The following is a 21,951-nucleotide window of genomic DNA, read 5'->3' on the forward strand; positions in this document are numbered from 1 at the left end:
CTGCGTCCGACCTGGGCTCGGTGCGCAACGCGTGGCGGCGCACAGCATGGATTGGAACTGGATCAGCATGGGCGCTCGGCTGGGGGGCTGCGGGGGGCGAAAACGATTATGCAGTGCGATATTCCCGCGCCTTTGCGGGGGCCGAAGCTAGTATGGCCCGCATGTCGCTCTTGCAGGACCGCCCTTGAAAGCCGTCGCGCCGCCCGGTGCCGACGCCATGCTGCTGCGACTCATCGAGTCGTTGGAGATGGAAAACGGACGCTGGCGGGCGCGCCAGGGCGACTGGCTGCTGGACAGCCATTTCCAGCCCGTGTTCAGCTTCCCGCACCGCCGCGCGGTGGGCTATGAGGCCTTGCTGCGCGTGGCCGATGCGGACGGCCAGCCGGTGTCGCCGCTGAAGTTCTTCGAGCAGTTGCGCAGCTTCGAGCAGCAATGGGCTGCCGACCGCCTGTGCCGCCTGCTGCATGTCCACAACTTCGTCCACCAGGCCGGCGACGAAGGCTGGCTGTTCCTGAACATCCATCCGGCCGTCTTCGTGCATGGCGCCCAGCAGATGCAGGCGCTGGAGTCGTCGGTGCGCACCATGCAGGCCCTGGGCCTGCCCATGCACCGCGTCGTGCTGGAGGTGACCGAAGACGTGATGGCCCAGGAGGCCGATTTCGAGCGCGCCGTCGCGAATGTGCGCGAGACCGGTTGCCTGCTGGCGCTGGACGACTTTGGCGCGGGTCATTCCAATTTCGACCGCATCTGGCATATCCACCCCGAGATCGTGAAGCTGGACCGCAGCCTGCTGAGGCGCGCCAGCGGGTCGCCGCGCATCGCGCGCGTGCTGGCGCAGATGGTGTCGCTGCTGCACGAGTGCGGCTCGCTGGTGCTGCTGGAGGGCGTGGAGACGCGCGACGAGGCCATGCTGGCCCTCGATGTGGACGTCGACATGGTGCAGGGCTTCGTCTTCGGCCGGCCGGTGCCGGGCATGCTGGGCCCCGAGGGTGTGTCGGAGGAGATCGAGCAGATCTGGACCTTGCTGGACGAGCGCCACGCGACCACGCGTCGCGCCCATGCCGGCCATATCGCGCCCTACCGCGAGGCCCTCAAGCGGGCCCAGGCGCGCTTGCAGGCCTTGAGCATGCCCGAGGCCTGCGCCGAACTGCTGGGCCTGCCGGGCGTGCAGGTCTGCTTCCTGCTGGACGAGCAGGGCCGCCACCTGGCCGAGCCGCTGCTGCCGCCGGGCGTGCGCCACACGTCGCTGGACCCGCGCTTCGAGCCGCTGGGCCGGGCCGGCGAGGCGCGCTGGGCCAGGCGGCCCTACTTCCGCCGTGCGCTGGACGAGCCGGGTGTCGTGCAGATGACGCGGCCGTACTTGAGCCTGCATGGCGCGCAGATGTGCGTGACGCTGTCGGTCGCGTCCCGCGGGCCGAATGGCCTGCAGGTGCTGTGCACCGACATCGACTGGCTCAGCGACCCGGGCTGAAGAGTTCGCCGAAGAAACTGCCCGGCAGCCAGCGTGGCCGCTGCGCTTGCTGCGAGATCTCCGTCGCGAATTCCCATTGCAGCTGGGCGAAGCGCTGCACGGCGCGCCAGTGGAAGGGCTGGCTGAGGTCGTCGCCGGGCTGGTGATAGCGCTGGCGGCGGAAGTCGCGCATCAAGGCGTCGCCGTCCTCCCTGGCGTCGAAGGAAGCACCGCCGGGGCCGAGGATGACGGCCGGGATGCCCTGGCGCACGAAGCTGTACTGGTCGGAGCGCGTGAAGCGGGCCTGCTCGGGCATGGGGTCGGGCACCGTCTGCAGCCCGAGGCGGCGTGCCACGCGCTCGACTGCGGCGCCCAGCGTCGAATGCTCGGCGCCCAGGGCGACCACCTCCTTGAAGTCGTGCAGCAGGATGGGCATGTCGATGTTGACGGCCGCCACCAGTGATGCCACCGGCACCGGTGGGTGGCTGGCGAGGTAGGCCGAGCCGAGTTCGCCCTTTTCCTCGCCCGTCAGCGCGGCGACGAGGATGGAGCGCTGCGGACGCGCCTGAGCCAGCAGGCGCGCCGTCTCCAGCAGCGTGGCCACGCCCATGGCGTTGTCCATGGCGCCGGGGTAGACGATGTCACCCTTGTAGCCCAGATGGTCGAGGTGGGCGGTCAGCAGGAGGTGTTCGTGCTTCAGCCGCGGATGGCTGCCTTCGATGCAGCCGACGATGTTGTGGCTGCGCGCCTGGCCGTGCAGGCTGTCGCGCACGAGGCGGGCGCTCAGGCCCAGGTCGCCGCGCGGCAGGGGGCGGCCGGCCTCGGCGTCGGCGACGAGTTGGGCGTAGTCCTGCGTCATGCCGGCCAGCAGGCGTGGCGCCGCCTGCAGGCTGAGGTTGGCGCGACCCTGCAGGCCGGGAACCTCGCTGCCGCCGCGGCCATCGGGCGTCTGCCAATCCATGTCGAGGCCGTCGACATAGCGGCGCCCGCCGTGGAAGGGCGCGGCGATCTCGCTGCGCGGCGTGGCCAGCCGGATCACGCCGATGGCGCCTTGCCGCACGGCCATTTCGGCCTTGGTGCGGCCGCTGCTGAAGTGGGCGCCTTCCTCGGTCGGCAGCCGCGGTGGGCGGCCGGCCAGCGTCACGACGATCTTGCCTTTCACGTCCAGGCCGGCGTAGTCGTCCAGGCCGAAGCGCGGCGCCGTGATGCCATAGCCGACGAAGACCAGCGGCGCGCTGAGTTCGGCATGGGCCTGGGCCAGGTCGGGCCCGGTCAGGAAGTCGTCGAGCCAGGTGAGGCGCTCGCAAGCCTCGCCGCGGCAGAGCTCCAGCGTCGGCGGCCTGTCGAGGTCCAGACGCGCGGTCTTGAGCGGCACGGCCTGGGCATAACCGCCGGCATCGCCACAGGGCCGGAGGCCGAATTGAGCGAACTGGGCCGCCACGTAGTTGGCGGCGATGTCGAAGCCACGCGTGCCAGCCTCGCGGCCTTCCAGCAGCGGGTCGGCCAGGAAGCGCAAGTGCGCCTGCAGGCGGCGCAACTCGGCCTGCGGCGCCGGGCTGCGCGCCGCGGCAGGCAGGGTGGCTGCGGCCAGCGCGGCGACGGTGGCATCCAGCAGGCGACGCCGCCTCATCGGGCCAGGTGCTTGTCCAGCCAGGCGAAGAACTCGCCGTACCAGAGCCGGCTGTTGCGCGGCTTCAGCACCCAGTGGTTCTCGTCCGGGAACCAGACCAGGCGGGCAGGCACGCCCAGCGTCTTCAGCGTGTTGTAGTAGGCCAGGCCTTGGGCGTCCGGCACGCGGTAGTCCATGGCGCCATGGATGACGAGGGTGGGTGTCTTGAAGTGCTTCGCGAACGTGTGCGGGCTCTGCGCCGCAACGCGGGCTGGGTCGTCCCAGTAGGCCGCGCCCAGCTCCTTGCGGTGCCAGCTGTAGGCGTCGTCGGCATACATGGCCTGCCAGTCGTAGCAGCCGGCGTGGCAGACATAGGCCTGGTAGCGGCCGGCCTTCACATGGCCGTTCATCCACGCGACCATATAGCCGCCATAGCTGCCACCGGCGGCGACGATGCGCTTCCTGTCGACCCAGGACTTCTTCAGCAGCCAGTCGGTGCCGGCTTCCACATCCTGCAGCTCGTACTCGCCCCAGTGACCGGTGATGCTGTCGAGGAACTCCAAGCCGAAGCTGGACGAGCCGTGGTAGTTCACGCAGGCAACGACATAGCCCTGGTTGGCAAACACCTGGTGGTTCCAGCGCCAGTGCCAGCTGTCGCCGAAGGCGGTGTGCGGCCCGCCGTGGATGACGTGCATGACCGGCCACTTCTTCTTCGGGTCGAAGCCGGGCGGGTAGGTCAGCCACATCTGCACGTCGTCGCCGCGGGCGCCCTTGATCGTGACCTCTTCAAAGCGGCCGAAGCTGTGGACCGCGAGGCGCTCGTCGTTCAGCGCCTCGATGCGGCGCAGGCCGTCGTCGCCCAGCACCGACAACCGGGGCGGGAACGCCATGCCGTCGTGGTTGATGACGAGGAAGTCGGCCGAGAGCGCAAAGCTGCCGACATGGCCGCCTTCGAAGACGGGTTCGGCCTGCCGGTCGCCCAGCGCGAACTCCCACAGATGGCGGCGGCCGCGCTCCTCGGCGGCGAAGAACACGGCCTGGTCGTCCGCGGCCCAACGCAGCGGCGCGCTGACCTCATGGTCCCAGTCCTCGCTGAAAACGGCCCACTGGCCCTGCTGGTCCAGCACGGCCAGCTGATTCGGGCGGTTGTGTCCCAGGGCCTGGTGGCTGGCGAGAAAGGCGAGGTGGGCACCGCCATGGCTGTAGCGCGGCGCGGCGAAATCCCAGTCGCCGTCCTGCAGCAGGGTCAGGCCCTGGCGCGTGCGCACATCAATTTCGGCGAGCGCAAAGCGGCCATCCAGCTTCTTCTCGGCGGCGGGGTCGAAGGCGAAGGCGATGCGCCGACCATCCGGCGCGACATCGAAGCAGTTCACATCCGGCTCGGCGCGGCTCAGCTCCCAGGCCGTGCCCTCGAACAGGTCGCGTGCGCGGCCGGTCTCGACGTCCATCACATGCAGATGCGGTACGCGGCCCATCGGCAGGTGATGGTCCCAGAAGCGGTAGAAGGCCTCGTCGGTGACGTAGGCGCTTTCCTTGCGGCTCTTGAAATCACGCAGCCTCTGGCCCTGAGCGGCGGCCTTGAGATCGGGCCAGACCCAGGAGACGAAGGCGATGCGCCGACCATCGGGGAACCACTTGAAGGACTCGATGCCGGTGGGCACATGGCCGACCCGCCGCGCCTCGCCGCCATCCGGCGGGATCACATAGAGCTGGGCTTCCTCATCGCGCTGCCCGGCCTGCTCACGCTTGGCCGTGAAGGCGATCAGGTCGCCACGCGGGCTCCACTGCGGGTTGCCGTCCTTCTCGCCCGCCTCGGTCAGCCGGCGCGGCTCGCCGCCCAGCGTCGAGAACAGCCAGACACTGCTCTGCGCGCGGTTGGCCTCCATCGAGTGGCGCGTGACGCTGGCAGCCGCCTGGGCGCCGTCCGGGCTGAGGCTGGGTTCGCCGATGCGATCCAGGGCCCAAAGTGCATCAACGTCGAAGGCCCTGGATTTGTTCTTCATGTTCTCTGTCGAGTGAGTTGCCAGTTCAGGTGGGCCTTGACCTCGGGCCATTCGCCCGCGGCCAGGCTGTACATGACGGTGTCGCGCACCGTGCCGTCGCGGCGCAGCGCATGGTGGCGGATCACGCCGTCGCGCTTGGCGCCCAGGCGCTCGATGGCGCGCTGCGAGGCATGGTTGAAGTTGTCGGTGCGCCAGCCGACCAGCCGGGCGCCCAGGGTCTCGAAGGCATGCGTCAGCAGCAGCAGCTTGGCCGTCGTGTTGACGGCGCTGCGCTGCACGCGTTGGGCATACCAGGTGTAGCCGATCTCGACCCGCTCCACGGCGGGCACGATGTCGTGATAGCTGGTCGAGCCCAGCACCTCGCCGGTCGCGGCGTCCAGCACGGCGAAGGGCAGGCGGTGGCCGGCGGCCTGGCCGGCCAGGGCGGTCTCGATATAGGTCTGGGTCTCGTCGGGTGCGGGCACGCTGGTGAACCTGAGGGTCCACAGCTCACCGTCGGCGGCGGCGGACTTGAGCCCGTCGACATGGTCCAGCGTCAGCGGCACGAGGCGGATGGGGCCTGCGGCGAGGGTGGTGGGCAGCACGGGCTTCAAGGCTTGTCCTTCAACATCAGCCGCCGCGCCAGGAAGCGGCCAGCGCCGCAGCCGGCGACGATGAGCACGAKGCCCAGCATCTGCTGCGCGTTCCAGTCGGTGCTGGCGACGAAGTCGATGCCGAACTGCCGGCCCAGCCACCAGCCGGCGAGGGCGCCGCCCACGAAGCCGACGGCGTCCGCCAGGCCCTCGCGCATCGCGCGGTCGAAGTCTGGCTGTGCCATCAGTGGCGCTCGGCCGTCCGGAGCCACTGAGCGTCCCCTCGGGGGGCAGCGGGCGTAAGCACGCGTGGGGGCTTCATCATCTGTTGTTGCGCTGCATGAAGACGAGTTTTTCAAACAGCGTCAGGTCCTGCTCGTTCTTCAGCAGGGCGCCCACCAGTGGCGGGATGCTGACCTTCTCGTCCTTGGCCTGCAGCGCATCCACCGGCACGTCCTCGGCCAGCAGCAGCTTGAGCCAGTCGATCAGCTCCGAGGTGCTGGGCTTCTTCTTCAGGCCGGGCAGGTTGCGCACGTCGTAGAAGTTCTTCAGCGCCGCGGCCAGCAGGTCTTTCTTCAGCGTCGGGAAGTGCACGTCGACGATCTTCTTCATCGTCTCGGCGTCGGGGAACTTGATGTAGTGGAAGAAGCAGCGGCGCAGGAAGGCGTCCGGCAGCTCCTTCTCGTTGTTGGAGGTGATGAAGACGAGCGGCCGGTGCCTGGCCTTGATCAACTGGCGCGTCTCGTAGACATAGAACTCCATGCGGTCGATCTCGCGCAGCAGGTCGTTCGGGAATTCGATGTCGGCCTTGTCGATCTCGTCGATGAGGAGCACGACGGGCTGGTCGGCCTCGAAGGCCTGCCAGAGCACGCCCTTGACGATGTAGTTCTCGATGTTCTTGACGCGCTCGCTGCCCTCGATGCCGGCGAGCTGGCTGTCGCGCAGCCGGCTGACGGCGTCGTACTCGTAAAGGCCCTGCTGGGCCTTGGTCGTGCTCTTGATATGCCACTGCAGCAGCGGCATGCCCAAGGCTGCAGCGACTTCCTCGGCCAGCATGGTCTTGCCGGTGCCGGGCTCGCCCTTGATCAGCAGGGGCCGCTGCAGCGTGGCGGCGGCATTGACCGCGAGCATCAGGTCGGCCGTGGCGACGTACTGGTCGGAACCTTGGAATTTCATGGGGAAAACCGGGGCAGGGGGAGGTTCGGGCCAGTATAGGAGGCCTCCTATAATCGCCGCCGCTCCGGAACACGACACCAACCCGAACACTCTGGGACCATGAAAAAACTGCTGCAGATCTCGCTCGCCCTGGCCACTGCGTTTGGCGCCGTTGCCGCCCAGGCCCAGGATGTGAAGGCCGGTGAGACCAAGGTCGCGATGTGCATTGGCTGCCACGGCATCGTCGGCTACCAGGCCAGCTTCCCCGAAATCCACAAGGTGCCGATGATCGCGGGCCAGAACGCGAAGTACATCGTGTCGGCCCTGCAGGCCTATGCCAAGGGCGACCGCAAGCATCCGACGATGCGCGGCATCGCCGGCTCGCTGAGCGAGCAGGACATGAACGACGTGGCCGCCTTCTACGAGCAGCAGGCCAAGCTGCCAGCCGTGGCCGACAGCATCCCGGCCGCACCGGCCCATGTCGCCGAGCTGCTGACCAAGGGCGCCTGCGTGTCCTGCCATGGCGCCAACTTCAGCAAGCCCATCGACCCGACCTATCCCAAGCTGGCCGGCCAGCATGCCGACTACCTGAGCGTCGCGCTCAAGGCCTACAAGACCGAGAAGAACGCCGGCGTCGGCCGCAGCAACGGTGTCATGGCCGGCCAGGTCAAGCAGTTCAGCAACGCCGAACTGAAGGCCATCGCCAGCTACATCAGCACCCTGCCCACCGAGCTGGCCACCGTGCCGCAGAGCAAGTTCCGCTGATCCGGCTCACGCTCGACCCGGAAGCCGCCCCGCGAGGGCGGCTTTTTGTTTGCCGGGGTTGAAAAGCGTGCAGGGCTGCACAGTGGCATCCGAAGCCGGCAGTGATACTCAGCGTTACATAGACGACGCTGTCATGCTGAAGAAGATCGCCACCACCGAGGTGAGGCTGGGCATGTATCTCCAAGCAATGGAGGGGGCCTGGCTCTCCCATCCATTCTGGAAAACCAAGTTCGTGCTGACGGATGCAGCCGACCTGGCCGCGCTCCAGGCCAGCGGCGTGCCGGCGGTATGGATAGACAACAGCAAGGGCGACGACCTGGCCGTTGCGCCCGCCCCGGCGCCTGCCGTCGAGACGGTGGCTCCCGTGCCGGCCCCGGCGCCGGCGCCCGTGGCCACCAGGGTGCCGGAAGCTCGCGTCAGCATGGAGTCCGAGCTGGACCGTGCCACCCAGGTGCTGCACAAGGCCCGCGTTGCCGTCACGGCCCTGTTCAACGAGGCGCGCCTGGGCAAGGCCATCGACACCGAAAACTGCCTGCCCATCGTCGACGAGGTCACATCTTCGCTGGCGCGCAACCCGTCTGCCTTCCTGAGCCTGGCCCGGCTCAAGGACAAGGACAACTACACCTATATGCACTCGGTCGCCGTCTGCGGCCTGATGGTGTCACTGGGCCGGCAGCTGGGCATGGACGAAGCCCAGCAGCGCGAGGCGGGCCTCGCCGGCCTGCTGCACGACGTCGGCAAGATGCAGATGCCGCTGGAGGTGCTGAACAAGCCCGGCGCGCTGACCGATGCCGAGTTCAATGTCATGCGTGGTCATCCGGAACGTGGCTTCGACCTGCTCAAGGATGGCGCCAAGGTACCTGCCTCGGCCCTGGACGTCTGCCTGCACCACCACGAGAAGATGGATGGCAGCGGCTATCCGCACAAGCTGGCCGGCGAGCAGATCAGCCTGCTCGCGCGCATGGGTGCCGTCTGCGATGTCTACGACGCCATCACCTCGACTCGGCCCTACAAGGCGGCCTGGGACCCGGCCGGCTCGCTGCAGCGCATGTCGCAATGGAAGGGCCAGTTCGACCCGACCGTCTTCCAGGCCTTCGTGAAGAGCATCGGCATCTACCCGACCGGCACGCTGGTGCGCCTGCAATCTGGCAAGCTGGCCGTCGTCGTCGAGCAGAACGCCACTTCGCTCGTCGCACCACGCGTCAAGGTCTTCTACTCGACCAAGTCGAACATGCCGATTCCGCTGCAGGTCATCGACCTGTCCACTTCCACGGACCGCATCGCCGGCCGTGAGCCGCCCGAGAACTGGAATTTCACCCACCTCGACGAGCTCTGGAACCCGAACTCCAAGCGCGCCTGAAGGGGCTTTCCCGCCCTCCTAAACTGTTGCGCATGCATGCAGTTGGGAGAACAGCAATGAAGCGATGGATTGGCGTGGCGCTGCTGGCGCTGGCCTGTGGTGCGTCGGCGCAGACCCTGCGCTGGGCCAGCCAGGGCGATCCGCAGACCATGGACCCGGACTCCCAGAACGAGAGCCTGACCAATATGGTCAACGGCCAGATCTACGAGCGCCTGACCAATCGCGACGCCAAGCTGGGCCTGGTGCCGGGCCTCGCCACGGAATGGAAACAGACCGGGCCGCTGGCCTGGCGCTTCAAGCTGCGCCCCGGCGTCAAGTTCCACGATGGCACGCCGCTGACGGCGGATGACGTCGTCTTCTCGGTGCAGCGCGCCAAGGAGCCAACCTCGCAGATCGCCGTCTGGGCCAATGCCGTCGGCACAGCGAAGAAGGTCGACGAGCTGACGGTGGATTTCCAGCTGACCACCTTCAACCCCATCTTCCTGCAGCACATCGACCAGCTCTGGATCATGAGCCGCAAGTGGTGCGAGGCGCACAAGGTCACCAAGCCGCTGGACTTCAAGAACAAGGAAGAGAGCTTCACGGCGCTGAACGCCAATGGCACCGGCCCCTTCATGCTGGCGAGCCGCCAGCCCGGCATCAAGACGGTGCTCAAGCGCAACCCCAACTGGTGGAACAAGTTCGAGGGCAATCTGCAGGAAGTGGTCTACACACCCATCGCCACGGACGCGACGCGGCTGGCGGCGCTGGTTTCGGGCGAGATCGACTTTGTCCTCGACCCGGCGCCGCGCGACATCGCACGCCTGCGCAACACGGCCGGTGTCAAGGTCATCGAGGGGCCTGAGAACCGTCTCGTCTTCATCGGCATGGACCAGTCGCGCGACAAGCTGCTCTACGCCAATGTGCCGGGTGACAAGAACCCCTTCAAGGACCTGCGCGTGCGCAAGGCGCTGTACCAGGCCATCGACATCGAGGCGTTGAAGACCAAGCTGATGGCGGGGCTGTCGGTGCCCACCGGCGCGCTGACGCCCTCGGGCCTCGCTTCCTTCGACGACCCGGCCCTGCAGACCCGCCTGCCGCATGACCTGGCCGGGGCGAAGAAGCTGTTGGCCGAGGCCGGCTTCGCCGACGGCTTCGACATCACCCTGGACTGCCCCAACAACCGCTACGTCAACGACGAGGAAATCTGCACGGCGCTGGCGTCGATGTGGGCCCAGCTGAAGATCAGGGTCAAGGTCAATGCCATGCCGCGGGTGCTGTACTTCCCCAAGCTGGAGAAGTACGACACCAGCCTCTATATGTACGGCTGGGGCGGCTCGGTGACGGACGCCGAGAGCATCCTGACGCCGCTCTACCGCACGCGCGGTGACAAGGGCGTGGGCAACTACAACTTCGGCGGTTTCCGCAACGACAAGGCCGACGCGCTGGCCGCCCAGTCCAGCGTCGAGCCCGATGCGAAGAAGCGCGAGCAGCAGATCCGCGGCGCGCTCACTGAGTTGCGCGAGCAGGTCAACATCATCCCGCTGCACCGCCAGGTGGTGCCTTGGGGCGCGCGGGCCAATGTCACGGCCGTGCACCGGCCCGACAACTGGCTGGAACTCGCCTGGGTGCAGATCAACCGCTGATTTCGCCCCTTTAACGGCCCACCACCGTGCGGGCCGGCGCGGCACACTGGTCCGAGCCCAGATTCCCGCCCGCGCCATGCTGTACCGCCTCGCCGTCCTGACCCTGACCTTGCTGCTCACCGCCTGTGGAGGCGGTGGCGGCGGAGGTGGTGGCACGCCGCCGCTGGAGACGCCGCCCACGCTGCGCGGCGTCGCCGCCACCGGTGCGCCCCTGGTCAACGCCCAGATCAGCGTCGTCGACGGCCAGGGCAAGGCCGTCGGCACGGCCACGACGCATGCCGCCGACGGCAGCTACAGCCTGACGCTGAACACCACCAGCCCGGCCGCGCCGCTGTTCATCCAGGCCCGCGGCATGGACGCGGGAGGCACCCTGCAGGTCCTGCACTCCACCGTGCCGGCCATCAGCGCCGCCATGGTCGGCCATGTGACGCCGATGACCCAGGCGATCGTCGCCCTGTCCCTGGGCACCGAACCCGCGCCGGTGTTCGCTGCCGCCGCCACCAGCGCCAGCCAGCTGGGCCAGCTGGGCAATGCCAGCGCCGCTGCCGCCACCTTCCTGAAGACGCTGGTCAAGACCCAGATCAGCGACCTGAAGATCACCGACGCCACGGCGCTGGACCTGCTGGCCGACCCGACCTTTGCCGCCAACAAGGGCACGCACGACCTGCTCATCGAGAGCGTGCGCGTCGACCTGGCCCGCTCCAGGCTCAATGTGCCGGTGCTGCAGATCGGCAACAAATTCCTCGCCGCACCGACGGCCGAGGTCGTCGTCGAGCTGCCCACCGCCCAGACGGAGCTGCTCAAGGCCAGCGGCACGCCGGCCAATGCCATCACGTCCACCTTGAAGGCCGCGACGAGCGCGACGACGCTGCTCGGCACGCTGTCGGGCCTGGATGACCTCGGTGCCGCACTGAACCAGCTCATCGCCCAGGGCAAGGACGTCAGCACCATCCTGACCCACGCCCTCGTCACCGGCTACGACAAGCACAACGGCCGCAGCAAGACCGACATCGCCGGCATCCTGTCCACCTACACGACCGGCAACCGCCAGTTCGGCCGCTTCCAGCTGCTGGGCTGTGCCGACGATGCACCGACCGCCGGCAACTGCGCCAAGGTGCTGGTGGGCGCCATCGTCAGCGACTCGACGGGCGCCGTCGTCGACGTCTTCCTCGACGCGGTCAGCTACAACAAGGCCGCCACGACGACCAACAAGTGGAACCTGATCGGCAACGGCAAGAAGCTCGCCTTCGCTGTCCACCCGCTGGCCTTTCTGGCCTTGAACGCGGACGGCACGGCCAGCAGCGCCGTCGTGCCCAACCCGGGCATCGGCCTGCAGGTCGAGATCCAGGCGCAGACGGCCGACCCCATTCCCGGCATCCCGCCCACGCAGCTGCTCAGCTCGGCCACGGTGCAGCTGCCCGGCGGTTTCAGCATCCCGTTCGGCTATTGCAGCCGCCCCAATCTCTGCGTGTCGTCGACGCCTGGCGCCACCAACCTGATCCCGACCGGCGGCGTGGGCGACCTCGCCATCCAGCGCGCCGCGGTGGGCTGGATAGGCAGCGTGGACAGCGTGCGGGGCGCCCGGTTCATCGCCAGCTACACGATCGGCGGCGCGGCCGAAGTGCGCAATACCTGGCTGCGCGCCGACGTGCTCGGCGAGCCGGCCACGGCACGCTTCACGGCACTGAATGGCGTGACGGCCGACAGCCCGGTGCTCGCGGCCGCGCTGCAGAGCGGCACGCTGGTGATCAACTGGTCGACCTGGGCCGCGGCCAACCCCGACCTGCGCCTCATCGAGATCAAGCGCGTCTTCACGCCGGTCGCCGGTGGCGCGCCCACGGTGCTGGACACGCCCGCGCCCTTGCCGCCCAAGACCACGGCCACGCTGAGCACGGCGCACACGCCGGCCGGCGCCGTCACGTCCGAGCTGTGGCTGCAGGCCATGGATGCCCAGGGCCGGCGCTTCCATACGCGCTACACCGGCAAGCTCTGAGGACCAGGGCGCCTCAAGGGCGCCAGGCTATTTCTCGGCCAGTTCGATGGCGTCGCCGCGCTTGCCTGCCCGCAAGCGCCCGACATGCAGCTGGACGAGGGGATCGTCAGGCCGGCTGCCGGCAAGCGCCTCGAACGCGGCGAGGGCGCCCTCGTCATGGGCCCGCATCAGCTCGAAGGCCTGCTGGTACTCAAGGTCGGGCCCTTGACCGTCCAGCGGCTCGAAGGCCATCAGATGGCTGCTGCGACCGGCGAGGCGCAACTGGCCGATGGGGCGCGCCAGGGCGCCAGGGCAGCCTGAAAGCGTCGCCTCCGACACGCAGATCAGCGTGCCCAGGTACTTGTTCGCGCCTTCCAGCCTGGCGGCCGTGTTGACCGGATCGCCGAGGGCGCGGTAGTCGAAGATCGCCTCGCCACCGAAGTTGCCGACCGTCACCTCGCCGGTATGCACGCCGATGCGCGTCTCGGAAAAGGGGAAGCCCTGGCGGGCCAGGTCGTCGACATAGCGGCGCGAGAAGGCGTGCATCTGCAGCGCACAGCGCAGGGCGCGCTGCTCGTGGTCCTTCTGCTCGACGGGCGCCGAGAACATGATCGCCACGGCATCGCCGACGATGCGGTCCAGGGTGCCGTCGTGCTCGAAGGCGATGGCGATCATGCGGTCCAGGTAGCGATTGACCAGGCCCACCGCGACCGCCGGGTCCATGCTCTCCATCAGGCGGGTGAAACCGGCCAGGTCGGTGAAGACGAAGCTGCAGCGCTGGCGCCGGCCTTCCAGCACCAGCGCATCGGGATGGGCGATCAGGTAGTCGACGAGATTGGGCGACACATAGCGCGAGAAGGTCTGCTTCATCCAGCGCTGCCGGCGCTCGCTCTGCAGATAGCGCATCAGCGTGGCGGGAATGAACACCAGCGCCATGCCCAGCATGGGCGTGATGGGATCGACCAGCACGCCGGCCTGCAGGAAGGCCGTCCACGCCCCCAGCCCCAGGGCGCCGGCCATGGCGAGGAAGCCGGCCGACGACACGGTGGCGCTGCGCTTCATCGCCAGCAGGCCTGCCAGCCCGCAGCCGAGCAGGGTGGCCATCCATTCGAGTGCCGGTGCCCAGCCCGGGCGGCTGAGGGCCTGGCCGGCCAGCACCTGCTCCAGCGCCTGGGCATGGACCTCGACGCCGGCGATGATGCCGCCGAGCGGGCTGAAGCGCAGGTCCATCAAGCCCTGGGCCGAGGTGCCCACCAGCACGATGCGGCCCTTGAGTGCATCGGCGGGCAGGCTGTGGTCCAGCACCTGCCAGGCGGGGATGTAGCGGCGCGGATTCGGGCGCGCATAGTGCACCCACAGGGCGCCGCCGGCATCGGTGGCGATGACCCTTTCGCCGATGCGCACGTCGATGACACCGCCGCTGTCGCCCTCACTGCGGACCGTGTAGTGGCCGACCCCCGCAGCCAGTCGCAGGGCCTCGGCCGACAGCGAGGGCACCAGCCGCCCGTCGAGGTTCAGCAGCAGGGGGACCTGGCGGATGATGCCGTCGCCGTCGGGGATGAAGGTCATGGCCCCCTGGCCAGCCGCGGCCTGCTGCAAGTCCGGCAGGTTGGCGACGGCCGTGGCGAAGGCCGGCAGGAAGGGGGCGGGGTCGCCACCCAGCGGGAAATAGCCGGCCTTCAGCGTCAGGCCGTCGTCGTCCGGATTGGCGTTGGCAGGCTGTGGGCCGGGTGTGCGCGTCAGGCCGAAGCCGAGCACGACCTTGCCCTGGGCCAGCACGCGGGCGAGTTCGGCGTCCGGTGGCGCGGCGCCGCCGGACGCGCTGGCATCACGCTCCGCAAACAGCACGTCCACGGCGACCGAGGCCGGCTGACCGGCCTCGATGGCGGACAGCAGACTGGCCACCTTGTCGCGCGACCAGGGCCACTGGCCCACGCGGCGCAGGCTTTCGTCGTCGATGTCGACGATGCGCACCGGCGGGTCGGCGTAGGGCCGGGGGTGCCAGCGCTGGAACTGGTCGAAGCTGGCGTTGCGCAGGCCGCGCAGCAGGGGTGGGTCGACCAGCATCGCGCCCAGCACCAGGGCGGCCGCAGCCAGCGGCACGGCCCAGGCCCAGCCCGCCAGCCGCGGTTCAGCCCTCGTTGACGGCATGCAGGCTGGCCAGGGCGCTAGCCACGGTTCACGGTGGCGCAGAAGGGCGTCGGGTCAGTGACGTCGATCTGCTCGGGGCTGAGGTGGTTGCGTGCGAACTCCAGGTAGACACCGGAGCGCAGGAAGAGGTTGAAGATGTCCGGGTCGATGTGCGTGCCGGCCATGCGCTGCATGATGCCCAGCGCCTGCGACAGCGTCTTGGGCTTCTTGTAGGGCCGGTCCGCGGCCGTCAGGGCTTCGAAGATGTCGGCCACCGCCATGATGCGGCTCGGTACGGACAGCTGCTCGGGGCCGAGCTGGCGCGGGTAGCCCTGGCCATCCATGCGCTCATGATGGGTGCCCGCGTACTCCGGCACCCGCTTCAGATGCTTGGGAAACGGCATGCGCTCCAGCATCATCACCGTGTGCACCATGTGCTCGTTGATCTTGTAGCGCTCCTCGAGCGTCAGCGTGCCATTGCGCACCGAGAGGTTGTAGAGCTCGCCGCGGTTGTAGAGGTGCTCGGGCACCTCCATGCGGAATCCGAACGCCGGATCGAGCTGCTCGCCGTCAGGGCGCGCCACGATGTCCCGCGGGCGGTCGGCCAGCAGCGGCTCGGCGCAGGGCAGGGCCTGCACGGGCTCGTCGGCACGGCGGGCCAGCTCGGCCGCCGACAGGCCCAGACGGTCATCGAAATGCCGCGTCCAGCGGCGTTCGGCGATGCGCGCCAGTGCCTCGATCGCGTCGTCATCCATCGTGTCGTCGCCGACATTGCAACGGGCCACGAAGGCGAAGTCCCGCTGGAGACTCTCCAGCGCGGCCGTGTGGGCGGCCTGCCGCGCCTCGCTCCAGGTGCCGGCTGCCTGGGCCTGCAGGCGTTCGATCTCGAGATCGCGCTGCAGCACCTCGAAGCGCATGCGGACTTCGTGGATGCGGTTGTGGATGGTCTCGAGCTTGGTGGCCTTGTCGATGACGTATTCCGGTGTCGTCACCTTGCCGCAATCGTGCAGCCAGGCGCCGATGCGGAACTCCTCCCACTCCCGTTCGGAGCGGAAGGCAAAGTGCTTCAACGGCCCGTCGTTCGCGTCGCAGGCGGCCTGGGCCAGGCGCATCGCCAGGTCGGGCACGCGTTCGCAATGGCGGCCGGTGTGCGGGCTCTTGGCATCGATGGTCGTCGCCAGCACGCGGATCAGGCTCTCCGTCAGCTGCTGCTGCGAATCGACCAGCTCCATGTTGTCGAGGGCGACGGCGGCCTGTGCCGCCAGGGCCTCCACCAGCGCACCGGCCTCGGGATCGAACGGCACGATGGCGCCCGTGAAGGGATCGATCGCGTTCATGAACTGCAGCACGCCGATGGGCGAACCACCCCGCGGGGCGATGGGCACCGTCAGCATCGATACCGTGCGGTAGGCGCTGGCAGCGTCGAAGGCGCGCGTGCCGCTCAGGTCGAACGGGGTCTCGGCGTAGACGTCGTCGATGCGAACTGCACGGTTGTGCAGCGCCGTGTAGACCGAGACGTAGTTCTCGTTGGGGCGGCCTGTCAGCGGGTCATGCAAGGGGATCTGCTCGGCCGGCAGCGGGTCGCTGCGCGTGCGGCGTTCGAAGCGCAGCGTGCCCTGGTCGGTCACCATGAACATGGTCCCGCCGTCGCAGTTCAGCAGGTGGCGCCCTTCGCTGAGCAGCTGCTGCAGCAGCGCCGAGCGATCGCGGCTCATGGACATCGCGATGCAGGTCTCGATCAGGCCGTTCAGCCGCAGCGAGCGCGAGGACAGCTCCGCACCGAAGCGGCTGTGCTCCATGGCGCTCTTGCGGCGCAGGCGACGGAGTTCGGCCAGCGTGGACAGACGCCGGCTCACCTCGGCGACGTCGGCCGTGCGGGGGATGCAGTCGCTGGCGCCGGCAGCGAAGGCGCGTTGCTGGTCGCCGCCCGTGCAAGCGTCGCCGAGCACGACGATGGGCAGCACCGTCGCCGGATAGCTGGCGCGAATCGCTGCCGCCAGGGCCAGGGCGTCGTCGAAGGCAGAGGGCGCATCCAGCACGACGACGTCCCAGTCGCCGCGGTCCACCTGGGCCAGCGCGTCCTGCGCGGCACAGTCGTGAACGATGAAGCGGGCACGACGCAGCTCCTTGACCAGGCCGGGGTTCGCGGCCCCGGTCGGGTCATGGACGATCAGGATTCCGCCGGCCGCGGTCGTGTAGTCCGGACCGATGGGGCCGGAGGGCGGTGGGGTGCGATCAAGACCGGAAAGGCCCATGGACTCAGCGTTTGAAGACGATGACGCCAGACACGTTGCCGAGGCGGCTGTCGAAGCCGTAGATGACGCCGGCTTGCGTCCCCTGCGACCCCGCGATCTGGCCGATCACCGAGACATTGTTGCCCAGGCTGCCCGTGCAGCCACCCAGGCACGCCAGCCCCGTGCTCGTGATCAACGATACGCCCGAAAAGGTCGTCAGCGTCGTCTGCGTAGCCACGCCGGTCAGCGAGAAGGTCTGGCCCGCCACGGGCACGGTCAGCGAATAGGCGGCCGTGCCGGCGTTCGAGAGGATCAGCGCCGCCGTGAAAGTGCCGCTCGCGCTGTTCACCGTGCCGGTGGCCACCAGGTTGCCGTTGGACTGCACGGTCGGTGAAGTTGACGCGAACGAACTGAACAGGCCCGCCGTCGGTCCCGTGGGGGCCGATGTGACGGTGAAGTAGTGCAGCGTCGCGAGATTGCCGTTGCCGACGCCATTGCCGTTGCCGCCAGCGCCCGCCACCTTGCTCTGGCCGCCGATCCAGCGACCCCAGGCGATGTCGCCGTTGGCGCCCAGGTCGGTGGGCGTGCCCTTCTCGATGAGGGTCCGGCCGGTCGCGGAGTCCTCCAGTTCCAGCAAGCCGCCCTGGCCGTCGAACTTCGCCTTGGCGCCCATCAGCCCCGACGCCACCTCGCCCTTGTCATTGCTCCAGACCAGGCCGGCGGTGACATTGGTCGCAGGGGCGGGAGCAGGTGCTGGCGCGGGAGCAGGTGCCGGTGCGGGAGCAGGTGCCGGTGCGGGAGCAGGCGCTGGCGCGGGAGCAGGTGCTGGTGCGGGAGCAGGCGCTGGTGCGGGAGCAGGTGCTGGTGCGGGAGCAGGTGCTGGTGCGGGAGCAGGCGCTGGTGCGGGAGCAGGTGCTGGCGCGGGCGCTGGTGCGGGAGCAGGCGCTGGCGCGGGAGCAGGCGCTGGTGCGGGAGCAGGCGCTGGTGCGGGAGCAGGTGCCGGTGCGGGAGCAGGCGCTGGTGCGGGAGCAGGCGCTGGTGCGGGAGCAGGCGCTGGTGCGGGAGCAGGCGCCGGTGCGGGAGCAGGCGCCGGTGCGGGAGCAGGCGCTGGTGCTGGTGCGGGAGCAGGCGCTGGCGCAGGCGCAGGTGCAGGTGCAGGTGCAGGTGCAGGTGCAGGCGCTGGCGCAGGTGCAGGCGAAGGCGCAGGGGTGGGTGCCGGCGCAGGCGGGTTTTGCCCCTGGGCAACCAACTCGTTCGCCACCTTGTCGCCGGCCGTGGGCCCGGCCGAATCGGCCGCGGGTGCAGGGGCGGCGGGGTCGGCCGCATTGGCCGGCTGCAGAAGCATCAGCTGTTGGACGCTGACATTCGGCTTGACCGATCGGTTCGGTGCATAGGCCGCCGAGCCCTTGGGCACGTCCACGCAGCCGCCGTCGTTGCAGACCGCCACGAGGCCGCCGATCACGCCGACCTTCAAGCCTTTGTCGATCTCGGCGGTGTACTCGGTGCCGCGAATGCCGATGGTGCCCGATGGCGTGTCGACCTTGTAGTTGTCGGTACGGGGTTTGCCGATGCTGCCGCTGATGGTGCGCATCTTGCCGCCGAGCAGGCTCATGAAGCCGCGTTCGTCGTTCCCCGCGGGGCCGGCGAGGTGGTAGTCGTCCAGCCGCAGCGCCGTGCGCTCGCCCAGCGCCATCAGGGCGCCGTCGACCATGCGGAGCTGGACGCGGCCCTTGCCGGTCTGCACGGTTTCACCCGAGTCGACGTTCTCGCCGGTCTTCAGTTCACGCGCCACGCCCTTGGCCGACACGGCGCGGACATCGCCGCTGGTGAACAGCACCGTGGCGGCCGGTGCGGCCCAGGCCAGGCCGTTGACGACACACAGCACCGCGAATGAGAGCGCATGTCGAACAGCGCCCGAGGGCGACGGCGCGCGGCCGCGATGCTTGAGGAATCGGCTCATTGGAAGCTCCTGCGCGCGCTGACCTGGAATACGGTGCGGGAATAGTCGTACAGCACGACATTGGACGCGGACCGCGTGCGGCGTACTTGTGCGATCAACTGCCAGCGGGCGTCGAGCGCGCGGCGCAGCCCCGCGGAAACATCGTTCTGGCGATCGCGGCGTGCGACGTCGAAGAAGGGCTCGGTGCCGCCATAGCGGCGCTGCTCGAACTGCCACTCCGCGAATGCGGTCGCGGCGCTGTCCAGGCGCTGCTCCATGCCCAGCCGCAGTCCGCTGCCGTGGTGGCCGAAGTTCGCGAACCCCGCTGTTCTTGCCTGCTCCCGGACGACATAGGTGCTGCCGTAGGCGAGCGAGTCCGAGCCACCCCACCCGCGCGCATAGCCCAGGCCCAGCAGCGAGCGGTCGGTGTTGCGCTCCGACTGACCCGCGTAGGCCTGGTGCGACCACTGCCCGAAGGCGCTGGCCTGGGACGTGGCGTCGAGCTGCGCTTGCCATTGGCCGGTCAGGCCGCTGGCGCTGCGGTACAGATTGCCTCCCACCCAGGCGGTGCCGTTCTGCAGCGCGATCAGCTGGCTCTGCGTGCCAGCGGTGTGGCGCAGGCCGACCGTGGCGTCGACGAAGACGGTGTTCATGTCGTGGACCACGCGGTCCACGGTGGCGCGCAAATTCCCTGCGGCCACCAGCTTCCAGGACGAGGACAGCGGCGCTTCGACATTCAAGCCGCCCGCGGCGGTGAGGACGAGATCGTGGCGCTGACGATTCTCGGGGGAGGTCTGGAACAGGATGCCGCCAAAGGCGGGAATCGCGAACTCACCTTGGTTGGTGGCGCTGTTGACATTGCTGTCATGGCCAGCGCCAAACTCGAGGTGGCCGGACAGCGCCGGCGCCGTCGAGGGCGCCACCTGGTCGATCACGCCGATCACGCGCGCTATGGCCGCCGAGGCCTTGTCGGGGAGGTTTCCGCTGCGCGCCAGGCGCAGTTGCTCCCGCGCGGCGTCGACGTCGCCGGCCGCCAGATAGGCGCGGCCGAGCTCGGCGCGGGCCAGGGTGTCTTCGGGGTTGCGCTGCACGACCCGTTCCAGCGCAAAGATGGCACGTGTGACGTGGCCGGCATCCAGCGCGGCAACGCCCAGCAGATAGTCAAAACGGGCATCGCCCGCGCGCTTCACTTCGGCATCCGCCAGCAGCGCATAGGCGCCGGCAGCGTCGCGCCGGGTCAGCCTCGCGCGTGCGTCGTCAAGCAGGGCATCCTGCGCGCAGGCATTCGACACCAGGCACGCCAGGGCCATCGCCCATGCGCAGCGCCGACCGGGCACTCCCAGGCTGATGACTTCCATCCTGGAAGGCAGTTTGAGCAAGGAAACCTCTCATTTTTCGATTCAATGCTCGGCTGCATTGCGGTCGCCCTATCTTCGGCGAACGCCTGTCTGTCCGGTAGCTTGCTGCCAGGCAGGCTTGTGACATCCGTCTCGGAAGCCTTTGTCGAGAAGTAACTCGGAGCCGGTCATGCGGGTATCGAAATGACCCGCCGCCGCGCGGGGCCATCAATCGACCAGGGCCTGCAGCGCCTTCAGGTCGAGCCGCTGCAGCACGCGTTGCATGGGCTCGGTGAAGACATCGCCGCCATCGACGGCCAGCTTGAGCATCTGCGGCCGGCCGGGCTGGCCGCGGTCCCACGGAAAGTCGGGGTCGGGCTTGACCAGGCGCGGGTAGCGGTCCAGCGCGACGGCGTCGTCGTGCAGGCCGTTCAGGCCCAGCAGCGCCGGTGCTGCCAGTTGCCGCGGCGACAGGCTGGCGCGCCAGGCCTCGACACGGCGGGTCATGGTCTGCAGCGGGTGGGGGTCCATGCCGGATGCCGCCCTTCGATGGGCGCGGCGTGCGTCGGCCTCGCGGCTGGCTTGCAACTGGGCTCGCAACTCGGCAGCCATCCTGTCGGCCGCTGCCGGGTCCACCTTGCGCAGGCCGGCGGCCACCTTCTGGACCTGGACTTCGTCGAAGGCCTCGCGCGCGGCGATGTCGCCTTCGGCCGGCAGGCCGGCGCGGGCGTTGGCGTCCTGCTGCACGCGGCGCTTCAGGTCGCGCAGCGTGAAGTCGAGGTACTCGGCGGTGCTCACCGCCACCCAGGGCAGGCGGCCGCCGCGCGTGAACACCAGTTGGCGGCCGCCGTACAGCGTGTAGCCGTTGAGCTGGCCGGTGGCGGGCAGTTCGCGCCAGGCCTGCAGCTCTTCATCGCTCAACTCGGCGTGGGGCGACTCGAAGAAGCTGGTGGGCGCGTTGATGGCCACCACCACCGCCGCCATCGGCCCGAGGCGGTCGGCCTTGGGGTTGACGTCGCAGCGACCGGGCAGCCACATGCTTTCCCGGTGGTCACGCAGCAGCAGGCTGCCGCTGCGCGCGGGGGCGTCCCACTGGCCGCCTACCTGCCAGCTGCTGCGCAGCCGCGTGCGTGGCAACTCATGCAGTTCGCGCTGGCCATGCAGCACGGCGTTGATCTGGCGCAGCGCCTGCCGCATCGGGGCAACCGCGACGTCGGCGACGGGGCGCTGGTCGGCCGTCCTGGGGTGCTCGGCGTCGACCCAGCAGTCGATGGTGGCGCTGGCGCGCGGCGGCAGGGCCAGCAGCGTGCTGGCCGCAAGGAGAGCAAGGGTCAGGTTTTTCATCGCAGCGACTGACCTAGGCTTCGACAAGACCCGGCACCCGGGCATGGCCCAGCGCCCTGCTGAGCTGGGCCCAGAGGGCATCGTCGAACTGGGCCAGGCCTTGCGGAGATGTCGAAGCGGGATGAGGGGTTCATGGTCGGCTGAGGTGTCGGGGGCGATACGCCAGTGTTGCGACCGGTGGGCGCGCGGGCATCGCCCGGAGGAGCCATTGAGGACCGCTGCGGACATGGCTCTTCGGTGGCAGCGGCGATGGCCTGTTGGGCGGATGTCAGCCGCAGGCCCGATCGGCACAGTGCCGTCACCCCTTTCGACGACCTCAAGGAATCACATGTCGACCCTCGTTCCCCGCTTCACCGTTTCCCTGCTCATTGCCGCCGCGCTGACCGCCTGCGGCGGTGGCGGCACCGACGCCGCGCCGAGCGCGCCGACCCCGACCCCTCCGGCGCCGACCCCGCC

General features: G+C 69.1%; 15 protein-coding genes. 5 read left to right on the forward strand and 10 right to left on the reverse strand.

The window, feature by feature from the left end; genetic code table 11:
• Nucleotides 1-184: 184 nt before the first annotated feature.
• Entirely contained in the window at nucleotides 185-1,471 is a 1,287-nt protein-coding gene (locus AC1DW3_RS13410; RefSeq protein ID WP_477931813.1) for a sensor domain-containing phosphodiesterase, read from the forward strand.
• On the opposite strand, the gene AC1DW3_RS13415 is transcribed toward AC1DW3_RS13410, so the two are convergent.
• The 5 genes from AC1DW3_RS13415 to AC1DW3_RS13435 all read right to left on the reverse strand — a co-directional run bounded on the left by AC1DW3_RS13415 (nucleotide 1,455) and on the right by AC1DW3_RS13435 (nucleotide 6,810).
• Nucleotides 1,455-3,080 (reverse strand): M28 family metallopeptidase, encoded by a 1,626-nt coding sequence (locus tag AC1DW3_RS13415; RefSeq protein ID WP_477931814.1) that lies wholly within the window; start codon nucleotides 3,078-3,080, stop codon nucleotides 1,455-1,457. The genes AC1DW3_RS13410 and AC1DW3_RS13415 overlap by 17 nt on opposite strands.
• Nucleotides 3,077-5,062 carry a S9 family peptidase gene (locus AC1DW3_RS13420; protein ID WP_477931815.1) on the reverse strand — a complete coding sequence of 662 codons (1,986 nt, stop codon included), beginning with the start codon at nucleotides 5,060-5,062 and terminating at the stop codon, nucleotides 3,077-3,079. Before AC1DW3_RS13420 ends, AC1DW3_RS13415 begins: the two co-directional genes overlap by 4 nt.
• Nucleotides 5,059-5,655 carry a GNAT family N-acetyltransferase gene (locus tag AC1DW3_RS13425; RefSeq protein WP_477931816.1) on the reverse strand — a complete coding sequence of 199 codons (597 nt, stop codon included), beginning with the start codon at nucleotides 5,653-5,655 and terminating at the stop codon, nucleotides 5,059-5,061. Before AC1DW3_RS13425 ends, AC1DW3_RS13420 begins: the two co-directional genes overlap by 4 nt.
• Complete coding sequence (locus tag AC1DW3_RS13430) at nucleotides 5,652-5,879, reverse strand: hypothetical protein (protein WP_477931817.1); 228 nt, start codon at nucleotides 5,877-5,879, stop codon at nucleotides 5,652-5,654. Before AC1DW3_RS13430 ends, AC1DW3_RS13425 begins: the two co-directional genes overlap by 4 nt.
• Before the next feature lie 76 nt (nucleotides 5,880-5,955).
• The gene (locus AC1DW3_RS13435) at nucleotides 5,956-6,810 is read right to left on the reverse strand and encodes an AAA family ATPase (RefSeq protein WP_477931818.1); all 855 of its coding nucleotides are present in this window, start codon (nucleotides 6,808-6,810) and stop codon (nucleotides 5,956-5,958) included.
• A 99-nt stretch (nucleotides 6,811-6,909) separates the two neighbouring features.
• Here AC1DW3_RS13435 and AC1DW3_RS13440 point away from each other — a divergent pair, with 99 nt between their 5' ends.
• The 4 genes from AC1DW3_RS13440 to AC1DW3_RS13455 all read left to right on the forward strand — a co-directional run bounded on the left by AC1DW3_RS13440 (nucleotide 6,910) and on the right by AC1DW3_RS13455 (nucleotide 12,532).
• Entirely contained in the window at nucleotides 6,910-7,554 is a 645-nt protein-coding gene (locus tag AC1DW3_RS13440) for a c-type cytochrome (protein ID WP_477931819.1), read from the forward strand.
• Between the two features lie 133 nt (nucleotides 7,555-7,687).
• Nucleotides 7,688-8,914 (forward strand): HD-GYP domain-containing protein, encoded by a 1,227-nt coding sequence (locus AC1DW3_RS13445; protein ID WP_477931820.1) that lies wholly within the window; start codon nucleotides 7,688-7,690, stop codon nucleotides 8,912-8,914.
• Nucleotides 8,915-8,970: 56 nt separating this feature from the next.
• Complete coding sequence (locus AC1DW3_RS13450; protein ID WP_477931821.1) at nucleotides 8,971-10,539, forward strand: ABC transporter substrate-binding protein; 1,569 nt, start codon at nucleotides 8,971-8,973, stop codon at nucleotides 10,537-10,539.
• A 76-nt stretch (nucleotides 10,540-10,615) separates the two neighbouring features.
• Entirely contained in the window at nucleotides 10,616-12,532 is a 1,917-nt protein-coding gene (locus AC1DW3_RS13455; protein ID WP_477931822.1) for a hypothetical protein, read from the forward strand.
• A gap of 27 nt (nucleotides 12,533-12,559) precedes the next feature.
• Here the strand turns inward: AC1DW3_RS13455 and AC1DW3_RS13460 are convergent, their stop codons facing one another.
• From AC1DW3_RS13460 to AC1DW3_RS13480, 5 genes are all read right to left on the reverse strand, one after another.
• Entirely contained in the window at nucleotides 12,560-14,662 is a 2,103-nt protein-coding gene (locus AC1DW3_RS13460; protein WP_477931823.1) for a CHASE2 domain-containing protein, read from the reverse strand.
• A gap of 17 nt (nucleotides 14,663-14,679) precedes the next feature.
• Nucleotides 14,680-16,896 (reverse strand): HD domain-containing phosphohydrolase, encoded by a 2,217-nt coding sequence (locus tag AC1DW3_RS13465; RefSeq protein WP_477931824.1) that lies wholly within the window; start codon nucleotides 16,894-16,896, stop codon nucleotides 14,680-14,682.
• Between the two features lie 4 nt (nucleotides 16,897-16,900).
• Nucleotides 16,901-18,835 carry a FecR family protein gene (locus tag AC1DW3_RS13470; RefSeq protein ID WP_477931825.1) on the reverse strand — a complete coding sequence of 645 codons (1,935 nt, stop codon included), beginning with the start codon at nucleotides 18,833-18,835 and terminating at the stop codon, nucleotides 16,901-16,903.
• Complete coding sequence (locus tag AC1DW3_RS13475; RefSeq protein WP_477931826.1) at nucleotides 18,832-20,193, reverse strand: surface lipoprotein assembly modifier; 1,362 nt, start codon at nucleotides 20,191-20,193, stop codon at nucleotides 18,832-18,834. Before AC1DW3_RS13475 ends, AC1DW3_RS13470 begins: the two co-directional genes overlap by 4 nt.
• Before the next feature lie 186 nt (nucleotides 20,194-20,379).
• Entirely contained in the window at nucleotides 20,380-21,495 is a 1,116-nt protein-coding gene (locus AC1DW3_RS13480) for a hypothetical protein (protein ID WP_477931827.1), read from the reverse strand.
• Nucleotides 21,496-21,951 lie beyond the last annotated feature (456 nt).

The organism is Roseateles sp. P2_H4 (assembly GCF_056403315.1).